Here is a 12,729-nt window from a genome sequence, read left to right on the forward strand (position 1 = left end):
GAGGATCCACAGCTGCAACCGGCGGCGATCGTGGGGCGCCTGAATGCGGAGCTATGGGCGATTCCCGAAGCGCAGGTCATGGTGTTCAACGTTCCGGCCATTCCGGGCCTCGGGGTCGTCTCCGGTTTCGACCTGCGGCTGCTCGACATCGCCCAGGTTTCGCCAGCCGAACTGGCCGCATTCGCCGATGCGCTCGTCGCCCAGGCCAATGAGCACGAGGCGCTGACGCGCGTGCGCCACAACTTCCGCGCCAATGTGCCCATGTATGAACTCGACGTGGACCGCGACAAGACCAAGCTGCTGGGCCTGAACTTCGGCGAAGTCTTCCAGACCCTGCAAGCCCAGCTTGGTGGCATCTATGTCAATGACTTCAGCCAGTTCGGCCGCACCTACCGCGTCATTCTCGAGTCCGAGGAACGCTTCCGCCTGCGGCCCGAGGACCTGCGCAACTTCGAGGTCCGCAATGCCGCGGGCGATATGGTGCCGATTTCCGGGGTCGCCCAGCTGCTCCCGACCGAGGGCCCGACCCGGCTAGAGGGGTTTAATCTCAGCCGCAGCGTCACCATCAACGGTGAGCCGGCCGCCGGGGTTTCCAGCATGGAGGCGGTCTCGGCCACGGAAGATCTGCTGGACGAACTGCCAGGCGAGTTTTCCTTTGCCTGGGCCGGCCAGACGCTGCAGGAACTGGAGGCCGGCAACATGATCGTGCTGCTGTTCACGCTCGCGATCCTGGCGGCCTATCTGTTTCTGGTCTTCCTGTACGAGAGCTGGACGCTGCCGCTCGCGGTCCTGCTGTCGGTGCCGCTGGCCTTTCTCGGGTCTTTCCTGGCCCTGCGCCTGACTGGCCTGCCGATGGACATCTACGCCCAGATCGGCCTGGTACTGCTGGTCGCCATGGCCACCAAGACTGCCATTCTCATCGTCGAGTTCGCCATGCAGCTGCACAAGCAGGGTCGGAGCATCGTTGAGGCGGCCAGAGAAGCTGCTGGACTGCGTTTCCGTGCGGTGATCATGACGAGCCTGGCCTTCATTCTCGGTGTCGTTCCGCTGGTCACCGCAACCGGTGCCGGGGCGGCCAGCCGGGTCAGCCTGGGGGTCACCGTGATGTCGGGAATGATCGCGGCCATGGTTCTGGTGACGCTGATGACCCCGATGCTCTATGTCGTTGTCCAGTCAATGCGTGAGCGCTTCGGCAGCAAGCCGCCAGAGGTAGCCCGGCCAGACACCGAACTTCCGGAACACGACCCCCTCTCGGGCTGAATCTGCCCCTAAGGGGCTTGTTACAGACTTGGGGCGAACTGGAGGCGCTGTGTTTCACGGCGATGACCATTGCCTTTGTTTTGATGCAACCGGGCGTTGTTATCGCCAAGGCTTGGAGGATCGATGCATTATCGGCATGGTTAAGTTTTTATTATTGCATTTTACAGATGTTTTTCTGACTGCTACAAAGTACCGGACCAGCCGACGGAGGAAAGAATGATGAGCGAAGAGGCACGAGTGAAGGGCCGACGCCGTTTTTTCAAGCAGGCGCTCGGGGTCGGAGGCGGCGCGCTTCTCGTCGGGGTCGTGGGCAGCGAAGAGCAGAGTCCGGAGAAACCGCCGGCGCCGACCGAGCCGATGCCGACGGAGAGCGCGCGCCTCACGCTGCCTGGCAAGGACATGGACGCCCTCATCTCCCATGGCATGACGCCGCCCACGTTGGAAACACGTCGTGAGTTCCTCGGCACGAGCGTCGTGACGGCGACGCCGCGTCATTTTGTGCGCCAGAACCTCCCGCTGCCGCCAGAGGAGATCGTCGCGGACCGCGCAGGCTGGAGCTTGCAGGTGCAAGGCGTACGCATGCCGGGACAGATCACTGTTGGCGAGCTGCAGCGCCTCGGTCTGATGACTGTTGCCGCGGTCCTCCAATGCTCGGGCAACGGTCGGCGTTTCTTCGAGCACGGACCCTCGGGATCGCCCTGGGGCGTGGGCGCGGCAGGCTGTGCGGTGTGGAGCGGCGTGAAGGTCTCGACCGTGCTCGAACACTTCGGCGGCGTTTCCGAAGATGCGCGCTTCCTGACCGCGACGGGTGGTGAGCCGTTGCCCGAGGGCATCGCGCGGGAGGATGTCGTCGTCGAGCGTTCGATCCCGATCGACAAGGCGCTCGACGACTGTCTACTCGCCTGGGAGATGAACGGCGAGCCCATCCCGCTGGTCCACGGCGGGCCATTGCGGCTCATCGTGCCTGGGTACTACGGCGTGAATCAGATCAAGTTCGTCCAGCAGATCGCCTGCACCGCACAGCCGACCGATGCGAAGATCCACTCGACAGGGTACCGATTCCGTGACGTCGGTCAGGGGGCCACCACAGACCAGCCGTCGATGTGGGCAATGGGGCCGAAGTCTTTCGTGACCTATCCGACCGCTCGTACGCCGCAGCGGGCAGGGTTGGTGCAATGCGCCGGCGTCGCCTTTGGCGGTACCGAGCCGGTGGCGAAAGTCGAGGTCAGCAGCGATGGCGAGACCTGGCGCGAGGCGGCGCTCATCGGTCCGGACCTCGGGCCCTACGCCTGGCGGGTCTTCCACCTCGCCGTCGAGGCGCCCGCCGGCGCGCTACCGCTCTTTTCGCGCGTGACGACCGTGAGCGGACGCATTCAGCCGGAGAATCGCATCGAGAACGAACGTGGCTACGGCAACGACAGTTGGCGCGACATGGGCGTCGTGGTGCAGGTCTGCGGGGCCGATGACGAGGCTTGCCTGCGCCCGCCCGAAGACGCACCGAGCGGCCGCCGTCGGCGCGAAGGCCCCGTCGAGCTCTCCGAGGCGGGGCAGCGCGGCCGTGCGATCTTCCGTGAGCAGGCGCAACCGACCTGCGCGACGTGTCACGCGCTCGCCGAGGCCGAGGCCGGCGGCACCGTGGGGCCGAACCTCGACGAGCTGGGTCCCTCGCTCGAGCAGGTCCACGCGGCGGTGGCCAACGGCGTCGGCACGATGCCTTCGTACACGCAACTGCTCACGCCCGAGCAGATCGACGATGTGGCTGCCTACGTCTTCGAAGCGACGCGCTGACATTCCCCCGAAGAGGGTTGGGAGCGCGGGTAAATAGCTGTCAGATCTATTTTTTTGGGTTGGGAAACGGTATGCAGAATTGGTTTCTATGGCTCTTCGTTGGGATCTTGTCAGTCGCGGCAGGCATCTTGGCTCTTGCCAATCCCTTCGCGGCGACCGTTACGGCCGAGTTGTTGATCGGATACCTGTTCATCGCCATCGGCCTCCTGACCCTCGTCTCCGCGTTCCAGGATCAGGGCTGGGCGGCACGCATCTGGGCGCTTCTTCTTGGCGCGCTGATGGCAGTGTTCGGCTTCAACCTGGTGTTGCATCCCCTTGAGGGGATCATCACGCTGACCTTCCTGGTCGCCTCGCTTATGCTGGTGATGGGGGTGTTGCGACTCGTGATGGCTCTCACCCCACTGGCGGCGGGGGCGCGCTTACTGCTGATCTTCTCGGGGGGGCTATCAATCCTTCTTGCGGTGATGATCTTCTCCAATTTCCCCTGGTCAAGCGCGGTGGTCCTCGGTGTGTTCCTGGCTATCGAGTTGATCTCGAACGGGGTTTCCATGATCTTCGTCTCCCTCGATCGGCGTGAGGCCACACCGTCCAACGCCTGATCTTTTCTTCGCGACACGGCGGGAAGCGTGGCAACACCTCTTGATTGGATCCATAACGCGCAAGGGTCCCGCTATTTTTCAGGAATCTGGCTCGCAGGCGAGCCTCTGGGCGTTTTGTCAGGGTGAATGCGCGCAAACCAGACGAACGGAGGAAGGCAACGTGGCCGAAATATCAAGGGATGTCGGGATTCTCACGGCAATCGCGGACAGAATGGCCCAGTTCAGGTTGCCGCGGGCAAAGGAAATCAAGGAAAGGGTTGATCGCGGGGAAGTCCTCACCGACTCTGATATCGATTTTCTGGAAAAGGTCTTCCGTGATGCAGGCGCGATTGCGCCGCTTCTGGAGAAGAACCCTGAATATCAGGAGATCGCGGCCAGCGCGATGGCGTTGTACACCGAGATTACGACAAAGGCTCTCGCGAATCAGGAGGCGAGGGGTCGTTAACCACCCAGGAAGGAAACAGGCAGGACAGTGTGGCCGGTAGCACCGGGGCTGTCGCGGGGGTGAGTCCGTGTCCCGCCGCATCATCCGGACACGATCGGTGAATTGAACCGACCGCCGACTGGAGCGGCCGGCTCCCGAGAGGAAGACCACCGGTGCTGAGGAGGTAGTTTATAGTGCCGATGTGCCGAACCGGTCGGTGCCGCAGGAACGCGACGCCCATGGCAAAGTGTCGGATCCCGGTGGCCGGTTCCCGGTGCGCATGTTTGGACCGACTCATCAGGAAACTGGAGGCTCTTACATGCAACGTTCCCATTCCTCGGCCGGCATCTCGCGCCGGACTGTCATCAAGGCCACTGTCGCAGGGGCACTGTTCGCCGCAACTGGTTTCGGTCTGGCCCGAACGCCGGGGGCGCGGGCCGATACCCCAGTCGAGAAGATCTTTCGCGGCGGCCCCGTCGTGACGGTCGAGGAGGGGCAGCCGTTGGCCGAGGCCGTGGCCGTCGGCGGCGGCAGGATCCTCGCCGTCGGTCCGGAGGCCGAGATCATGGCCCTGGCCGCGCCCGGGACCGAGATCGTCGAATTGAACGGGGCCACCCTGCTGCCCGGCTTCATCGACGGGCACGGCCACTTCATGAACGCCCCGCAGATCGTGAGCTGGGTCAACGTCTCCGGACCGCCGGTCGGCCCCGTCACCTCGATCGAGGACATTGTCACGACGATCCGCACCTTCATGGACGAACGCCGGCCGGCGCCGGGAGAGTGGGTGATCGGCTACGGCTATGATCCGACCGTGCTGTCGGATGAGCGCGAACTGACCCGGGACGATCTCGATCCGCATTTCCCCGACCATCCGATCATGCTGATCCATGTCTCCAACCATGGCTGCGTGCTCAATTCGGCCGGCTTCGCCCTGAACGGTATCGACGAGAACACGCCGACGCCCGAGGGTGGCGTGATCCTGCGCAAGGAGGGCAGCAACGAACCGGCCGGCCTGCTGATGGAGACGGCCTTCCTGCCGATCTTCGGCAACATGCCGAAACCCGATACGGAGACGTTGCTCGGCCTGCTGGGGGCGGCGCAGGAGATCTACACCTCGCGCGGGGTGACCACGGCGCAGGAGGGGGCGACGCACAAGCCCGACCTCGAGTTCCTGTTGCGCGCTGCCGACGAGGGGCACCTCGTGATCGACGTTGTGTCGCTGCCGATCATCTTCGACGTCCCGGCGCTGGTGCGCGAATACGCCCCCGATTTCCGGGGCGGCACGATGGAACTTCCCGACACGGCGGCGCAGAGCTTCGGGCGCTACCGCAACCGGCTGAAGCTCGCCGGCATCAAGATGGTGCTCGACGGCTCGCCCCAGGGCAAGACCGCATTCTGGACCGAACCGCTCCTGACCGGTGGCCCCGAAGGCGAGGAGGATCACGTCGGCGCGCCGGTGGTCCCGCCCGAAATGGTGACCGCCGCAGTGGCCGAGTTCGTGGACAAGGGCATCCAGGTCTTCGCCCATGCCAACGGCGACGCCGCCATCGACATGATCATCGATGCACTGCGCGCCGCCGGCGTGACAGCGGCCGACGGGCGGCGCGACGTGGTGATCCATTCGCAGTTCGTCCGGGCCGACCAGCTCGACGCCTATGCCGAGCTGGGCATGACGCCGTCGTTTTTCACCGGCCACACCTTCTTCTGGGGTGATGTGCACGTGGAGAACACCGGCCCCGAGCGCGCGGCCTTCATCAGCCCGATGGCCGCCGCGTACGAGCGCGGCCTGCGTTGTTCGAACCACTCGGACTTCTCGGTGACGCCTATCGATCCGTTCCTGATGATGCAGACCGCGATCCTGCGCAGGTCGCGCTCGGGCGTGGTGCTGGGCCCCGACCAGCGGGTCGACGCGCTGACGGCACTGCGTTCGCTGACGATCGACGCGGCCTGGCAGATCTTTGAAGAAGACACGAAGGGCTCCATCGCGCCGGGGAAACTGGCCGATCTGGTGATCGTCGACCGCAATCCCCTGGAGGTCGACCCCGAGGAGATGCTTGAGCTTCAGGTGATCGAGACCTTCAAGGAGGGTGCGAGCGTTTATCGGAGGTCGGCATGACCCTTCCGCTGACCGTGATCGGCGGCTATCTGGGCGCCGGCAAGACGACGCTGCTCAACCGGATCCTGACCGAGGATCACGGCCGCCGCTTCGGGGTGATCGTCAATGATTTCGGTGCGGTGAACGTGGATGCGAGCCTGATCGCGAACCACGATGGTGACACGATCTCGCTGACGAACGGCTGCATCTGCTGTTCCGCGACCGACGGCACGGCCGAGGCCATCGCCCGCATCGTCAAACGCTCGGCCGCGTTCGACCACATCATCATCGAGGCTTCCGGGGTCGCCGAGCCGGGAAAGGTTGCGCGCAACGCCGCCGGATTTCGCCTGCCGCTCGACGGGGTGATCGTCCTGGCCGATGCCGAGCAGCTGCCGGATCAGGCCGCGAACCGCTATGCCGGACGCTCGGTTCTGGCGCAACTGCGGCAGGCGGATGTGATCGTGCTCAACAAGGTGGACTTGCCCAGCCCGGCGCGGCTGAATGAAACCCGCGCCCTGATCGCCCGCCATGCCCCGGACGTGCCGGTACTGGAGACCGAACAGGCGCGGCTGCCGTACGCGCTCCTGTTCGGCGTGGGCCGCGGGGCTGCGGTTGCGGCCTGGACTGCAGGGCCGGAAGCCGCGCATGACCACGCTGCCGAATACGTCGCAGAACTGCTCGAGCGCGGTCCGATGAGCCAGGCCGCGTTCGAGGAGCTTGCGCGGGAGCAGATGGGGCTGGCGATCCGTGCCAAGGGGCATGTCGCACTGAGCGACGCGCCGGAGGTCCGGCATCTCTACCAGAAGGTAGGCCGCCGCTGGACGCTGGTCGCCGATGGCGGTTGGGGCGACGAGCCTCCCCGCACCCAGATCGTGACGATCCGCGTCCGTGAAGACTTGCCGAACCATCGCCATGCGGGGCAGAACATGTGGCGAGTATCGGGCGCCCCTTTCGCATCCGACGTTGATCGGGATCACCCGGGTGTCAGCAAACAGTCGGATTGCTGACACCTGTTCAGATCTCTTCACTGCCCGCTCTGGGCCGTTCACTGCCGCTATCGGTCATGGGCCGTCTCTAGCCGACCCTGAACGGCCAGTCGGGGACGGCGGATGAGTGGCTCGAGTCCGATTTTGAACTGACGTTCGGAACCGTTTATTGGGTTCGCACGGCAGGATACCGGCTGGTTGCCCGCCTCAAATGGCGCGGATATGGCGACGGGCGATGCCCGGATTCAGCGGGATTTCGGACGCGAAGGGTGGCTCGTTCCCGCCTCTTTCGGTGGATAAACCGTTGCCCATTCCTGAAAAGGGCGTTTATCCTTCCCATCCTCGTCATGGACAAGGAAGGCGTTTGCGCCGGTGGGCGCGGCCTGTTAGGAGAGGCGCCCGTTGGAAACCCATCGCGAGAACCTTTCCGCCGTTCTCGGCAATTTGCTGGCCCGCGAACGCGCCGAATACCGGCTCACGCTGGGGGAGGTCTTCGAGAGGACCGGCGACCGCGGTTTCGGCTTGCTGCTCATCATCCTCTCGTTGCCGAGCGCGTTGCCGGTGCCGGCACCGGGTTACAGCACTCCGTTCGGCATCCTCATTGCCGTGCTCGCACTGCAAATGCTGGCCGGGCGGAAGTCCCCCTGGCTGCCGCAGCGGATGGCGCGGACCGAGTTGCATGGCAAATTCCTCGACGGGATGCTGTCCTTCTTCACCAAGTTTTTCGGCAAGGTGGAATTTCTCATCCGTCCGCGCCTGCGTTGGGTGGGCTCGCGGGGCGGGTTGACTTTTCTGGGCGTGCTCGTGCTGATCATGGCGTGGCTTATGATCCTGCCGATTCCGCTGACCAACACCTTTCCGGCGTTCGTGATCTTTCTCACCGGCATCGGGCTGACCGAGGAGGACGGGCTTTTCAGCCTCGGTGCCGCGCTCCTCGGGGTGTTGGCCGTCGGACTGTATGCGGTGGTGATTTATTTTTTCATCCGCTTCGGGCTCGAAGGGATCGAGATGATAAAAGAGGGGATCAAGGCCGCGCTGGCCGGCTGAGGCGGCGGGCACACCGAAGGCCTCCCATGTGCGTTTTCACGGCGGAGGTGAACGTCCCCGGTCGGTCTGCACCACCGGCCCGGTGCGTTGGGCACAGCGGATCTCTGACTGGCGAACAGCATCCAGAGGAACTGGAGGATCGCGGAGATCCCCAGCACGGTCTGGGCGAGATTCACCAGCAGCACCAGAACCCGCATGATCAGGCCACGCAGCCAAAGCTTTTCGGGGCGCGCCAGCACGGGGTGTCGGGTCGAACTCATCGGTTTTGCTCCTGGACGCGGGGGGCAGGGAAGTGGCGCATGCCTGTTCTCACAGTAGCCGAGGCGCGATCTTCTGTCGCAGGGCTCGATCCCGGAGAACCCAAAATTGCAATACGCACGGTTGGGCCTGTGGGCACCAAGGCCCCGGGACGTAGGCAGTCAGCTCGTGTCGCGATTGTTCAAGACGTCGGGCGAGCATCGGGCTAGATTGCTTTTTCGATCCAAGCCACGGGAGACGCCGGTGAAATTTCGCTACGCGATCCTCTATGTCGATGATGTTGCCGCCACCCTCGATTTCTATGGCCGCGCGTTCGGGCTGGAAACGGCGTTCCTTCACCCGTCGGGCGACTACGGCGAGCTTTCGACGGGCGAGACGAAGCTTGCCTTTTCGTCCCGCCGGCTGATGCAGCAGCTCGGGAAGGCTCCCGGCAGGCCCGACGTCAAGAAGCCCGTTTTCGAGCTGGCGTTGGAGACCAGTGACGTGCGCGCGGCCCGGGACCGTGCATTGGCGGCAGGTGCGGCACCGGAGCAGGAGGTGCGGGAAGAGCCGTGGGGGCAAGCCACGGCCTACGTCAGCGACGTCAACGGCTATCTGGTGGAAATCTGTTCGCCGGTCCAGTTGCCAAGTGCCGGTTGACGCAACATGTCCAGCACCTTGGGCCGACGCCGCAGGCCGCCCGGCGTTTGGCCGAACCAGCGCACGAATTCGCGGGTCATGTGGGCCTGATCGGTGAATCCGGTGGAATGGGCCACATCGGTCAAGGAGGCGTGGTCCGCGAGCACGGCGGCGGCACGACGGGCTCGCGCCAGGAGACGCCAGTAATCGGGAGGCGGTAGATGCAGCCCCGCAAGGTGCCGCTGCAAGGTTCGCACCGATGTGCCGAGGCTCCTGGCTGCGCCACCCACGCTGGCTCCTGGAAGCGCCAGCGCATCGATCACCGTACCGACGTCGTCAGCCGCACCGATGTCATGGCTCAGAATCCCGGGAGCGGTGGCAGAGTCGGCGGCGATTGCGTCCAGTACCGGTTGGTCCACCGCAGACCCCGGCCGGAGCCGGTAGCCGGTGATCGCCGTCCCCCGCAGCAGCGCGACGGGGCGGGGGTGGAAATCGAACGGCGTCAGGGTGACGAACGTCCGCGCTCCCGGTGGGTGGATGATCAGCACATCGCGGCAGCCATCGGGGAAGACCGCTACCGGCTGCGTTTCCACCGAGTGGCAGGACCACTGAAAAAAGACGCTGTCGACGACCATGTCTCATGCTATAGCAACAGGGCAGCCGGAAAGATCGATTGCGCTGGCGCCAGCTTTGATTGCGCCACGCAGAATGCTCGGAGGAATGGATGGCGCTCGCGCGGTTTGCGCTCAAGATGGTCGGATCGGTCGCCGTGGTTGCGGGGGTTGCGGGAATCGCGATGGGCCTGTGGAACAGTGTGTGCGATGCCCGAAACACGCAGTCGGTCTGGGACGCGTTGCTGAGCCAGCGGGAGGCGGCGCCCGCTTCCTTCGACCCGGCCATGGTTGCCGATCTGCCCGAGATCGGGCAGCGCTATTTCGCGAATGCCATTGCGCCGGGCACGCCGCTGCACCAGGTGGTTCGTCTGGAAATGGAAGGCTCGCTGATCCTGAACGGCCGCGAGTTCCCCATGCGCGCCGATCAGGTTCTCGCCCCGCCGCACGGGTTCGTCTGGCGCGCACGCGCCGGCTCGGGGTTGATCCGGTTCTCCGGCTCGGATGGCTTTTGGAACGGCCGTACGAGCTGGACGCGCTTCTGGTTGTGGGGTGTGCTGCCGGTCGCCCGGATCGCGGACACCGAGGACCACGCCCGCGCCGCCGCTGCGCGCATGGTGATGGAGACCGTGTGGGCACCGGCCGCGCTGTTGCCGCAGTCCGGGGCGGTTTGGACGCAGACGGGGCCGGATCAGGCGGAGGTCCGGTTCCCGGAGGTGCCCGGCGTCGAGCCGATGCACCTGACCCTCGACGCCGCCGGCCGGGTGCTGGAGATGACCACGCTGCGCTGGTCCGACGCCAACCCGGACCGGACCTATCGCCTGCAACCCTTCGGCGGGCGGATGCTCGCGCACGGCACCCATCAGGGCTTCACCATCCCCAGCGGGATGGAGATCGGTAACCTCTATGGTACCCCCGAGTACGCCCCCTTCTTTCGCGCACGAATCACCCGGGTTGAGTACTGAGCGGTGTAGGGAACTCCAGATACCCCGGGCCCTATGGGAAGGGCCTGCCCATGAACCAGATCCACGGGGCTGTGCTACAGACGAAGGAAGCGCCACACTTCCGCCCTGCGGATCCCTGGGAGAATGCCGATGCCAACCGAGTCGCGTTCCATGCATCGGGTCCGGATACCGACCGCTGCGCTGATCGCGTTTGTCGGCATCACCTTCCTGATCACCTGGGGGCTGATCGGGGTCTACATCGTGTTTCCAGACGCCGCTGCCGCCTGGTTCGGCGAGATCAGCGGAACGCATCCGTTCTTCTTCCTCGCGACGTGGTCGCCCGCGATCGCCGCCTTCGTGATCGTCTTTTTCTACGGCGGCCGGTCCGGCGCCCGGGCCTTCCTGTCCCGGCTTCTCCTCTGGCGGTGCCCGGTGGGGTGGGTGGCCTTCATCCTGGTCGGCCTGCCGCTTGTCTTTGTCGCGGGATCGCTGCTCAAGGGTGGCCCGATAGTGGCGCCGCTGCCGCCAGAGGGCATTGGCATCGTCGTGGCGCTTCTGTTCATGATGCTCTTTCTCGGCCCGATCGAGGAATTCGGTTGGCGCGGCGTGGCGCAACCCTTGCTCCAGCGGCACGTGGCGCCGATCTGGGCCGGCTTGCTGATCGGTGCGACCTGGGGGTTGTGGCACCTGCCGGCGTTCTTCCTGGCGAGCACCGTATTCGCGGACTGGAACTTTCTCCCGTTCTTCGTCGGCAACGTCGCGCTGGCGGTGCTGGTCACGCCGATCTTCAACCAGACGCGCGGCAGCCTGCTCTGGCCGATGCTGTTCCACTGGCAGCTCATCAACCCGTTCTGGCCGGATGCGCAGCCCTGGGACACGTGGATCCTGGTCTTCGTGGCGGTCATCGTCGTCTGGTGGCACCGTGACACCATGTTCACGCGCGAAGGCGCGGTGACCGAGGTCATGCCGGCGAGGAAGAACCCGGATCCCGGGGCGGCGGAGTAGGGGAATGCGCACCCTTCTGATTGTTGTCAGTGTGATGGGTTGTCTTGCGGCGGCTGCACCCGCGTCGGCAGGGGATGGCACCGATCTCTCGGCCGGTCTGGCAGCGACGCTCGAGGACTTCCGTGCGCGCCATGGATTCCCCGGCGCCACGGCGGCCATCGCGCTGCCCGACGGAACGCTCGTCACGGCCGCGACTGGCCTTGCCGATGTCGAGTTTGGGCGCAGGATGACGCCCGACACGCCCATGCTGGCCGCGAGCATCGGCAAGACCTTCGTCGCGGCGACGGTGCTGGCACTGGAGAGCGAGGGTCGCCTGAGCCAGGCGGACAGGCTGTCCGATCATCTCGGGGACCGCCCGTGGTTCAGCGCTCTGCCGAACGCCGACAGCATCACCATCGGGCATCTGTTGCGCCATCGTGCCGGCCTGCCGGATCACGTGCACCTGCCGGCATTCCAGGCCGCCTGGGCCCACATCGCGGCCGGCGAAGCGGCGTTCTCGCCCGAGGACCTGGTGGGTTTCGTGATCGGGCGGGAACCGTTGTTCGAGGCCGGGACCGGCTGGGCCTACAGCGACACCGGCTATGTCCTGCTGGGACTGGTGATCGAGACGGTGACGGGCCGGCGCTACCAGGAAGTCGTGCGCGAGCGTTTTTTGACACCTTTGGCGCTGACCGGCACCTTCCCCTCGGATCGCCGCAACCTCCCCGGCCTCGCCGTCGGCTATACGGTCCCCGGCAACCCCTTCGGTCTGCCCGCCCGCACCGCCGACGCCGACGGCCGGCTGCTCTGGGATCCGGCCGTGGAATGGACCGGTGGCGGGTTGGCCTCGACGTCGCTGGATCTCGCGCGCTGGGGGCACCTCCTGTTCAATGGCGAGGCGCTCGCCACCCCCTACCTCGATCGGATGCTCGACGGGGCGCCGGTGGCCCCGGATGACCCCGGCATCCTCTACGGCACCGGCGTTGCGATCTACGCCGACACCCCGCGCGGCCCGGTCTACGGCCATGGCGGCTGGATCCCGGGGTACGTCTCGAGCCTGCGCCACTATGCCGCCCATGGCATCACCGTTGCCTTCCAGATCAACACCGATGCCG

The 12,729-nt window shown here is 65.4% G+C and carries 12 protein-coding genes; 11 read left to right on the top strand and 1 reads right to left on the bottom strand.

What is annotated here, in order from left to right:
* The 8 genes from ACESL5_RS07925 to ACESL5_RS07960 form a co-directional block, all read left to right on the top strand.
* Nucleotides 1–1,260: efflux RND transporter permease subunit (locus tag ACESL5_RS07925; protein WP_372592242.1), on the top strand; the 1,260-nt coding region annotated here is incomplete at its 5' end.
* Between the two features lie 216 nt (nucleotides 1,261–1,476).
* A complete protein-coding gene (locus tag ACESL5_RS07930) occupies nucleotides 1,477–3,048 on the top strand; it encodes a molybdopterin-dependent oxidoreductase (RefSeq protein ID WP_372592243.1) in 1,572 nt (523 codons plus the stop codon).
* Nucleotides 3,049–3,119: 71 nt separating this feature from the next.
* Nucleotides 3,120–3,647 (top strand): HdeD family acid-resistance protein, encoded by a 528-nt coding sequence (locus ACESL5_RS07935; RefSeq protein ID WP_372592244.1) that lies wholly within the window; start codon nucleotides 3,120–3,122, stop codon nucleotides 3,645–3,647.
* 160 nt (nucleotides 3,648–3,807) lie between these two features.
* A complete protein-coding gene (locus ACESL5_RS07940) occupies nucleotides 3,808–4,092 on the top strand; it encodes a hypothetical protein (RefSeq protein WP_372592245.1) in 285 nt (94 codons plus the stop codon).
* Between the two features lie 298 nt (nucleotides 4,093–4,390).
* A complete protein-coding gene (locus ACESL5_RS07945) occupies nucleotides 4,391–6,187 on the top strand; it encodes an amidohydrolase (protein ID WP_372592246.1) in 1,797 nt (598 codons plus the stop codon).
* Complete coding sequence (locus ACESL5_RS07950) at nucleotides 6,184–7,173, top strand: CobW family GTP-binding protein (RefSeq protein ID WP_372592247.1); 990 nt, start codon at nucleotides 6,184–6,186, stop codon at nucleotides 7,171–7,173. Before ACESL5_RS07945 ends, ACESL5_RS07950 begins: the two co-directional genes overlap by 4 nt.
* A 381-nt stretch (nucleotides 7,174–7,554) precedes the next feature.
* The gene (locus ACESL5_RS07955) at nucleotides 7,555–8,199 is read left to right on the top strand and encodes an exopolysaccharide biosynthesis protein (protein WP_372592248.1); all 645 of its coding nucleotides are present in this window, start codon (nucleotides 7,555–7,557) and stop codon (nucleotides 8,197–8,199) included.
* A 501-nt stretch (nucleotides 8,200–8,700) separates the two neighbouring features.
* Nucleotides 8,701–9,096, top strand: coding sequence for a VOC family protein (locus ACESL5_RS07960; RefSeq protein ID WP_372592249.1), 396 nt, complete (start codon nucleotides 8,701–8,703; stop codon nucleotides 9,094–9,096).
* On the opposite strand, the gene ACESL5_RS07965 is transcribed toward ACESL5_RS07960, so the two are convergent.
* The gene (locus ACESL5_RS07965; RefSeq protein ID WP_372592250.1) at nucleotides 9,048–9,710 is read right to left on the bottom strand and encodes a helix-turn-helix domain-containing protein; all 663 of its coding nucleotides are present in this window, start codon (nucleotides 9,708–9,710) and stop codon (nucleotides 9,048–9,050) included. The two genes, ACESL5_RS07960 and ACESL5_RS07965, sit on opposite strands and share 49 nt — an antisense overlap.
* An 89-nt stretch (nucleotides 9,711–9,799) precedes the next feature.
* Between ACESL5_RS07965 and ACESL5_RS07970 the strand changes: the two genes are divergently transcribed.
* From ACESL5_RS07970 to ACESL5_RS07980, 3 genes are all read left to right on the top strand, one after another.
* Nucleotides 9,800–10,651, top strand: a complete 852-nt coding sequence (locus ACESL5_RS07970) for a DUF6544 family protein (RefSeq protein WP_372592251.1) — start codon at nucleotides 9,800–9,802, stop codon at nucleotides 10,649–10,651.
* Between the two features lie 129 nt (nucleotides 10,652–10,780).
* A complete protein-coding gene (locus tag ACESL5_RS07975) occupies nucleotides 10,781–11,635 on the top strand; it encodes a type II CAAX prenyl endopeptidase Rce1 family protein (protein WP_372592252.1) in 855 nt (284 codons plus the stop codon).
* A gap of 4 nt (nucleotides 11,636–11,639) precedes the next feature.
* On the top strand, nucleotides 11,640–12,729 hold a 1,090-nt coding region (locus ACESL5_RS07980; protein ID WP_372592253.1), incomplete at its 3' end, for a serine hydrolase domain-containing protein.

The sequence above is a fragment of the Guyparkeria sp. genome, assembly GCF_041687595.1.
In the GTDB taxonomy this organism is placed as follows: Bacteria; Pseudomonadota; Gammaproteobacteria; order Halothiobacillales; family Halothiobacillaceae; genus Guyparkeria.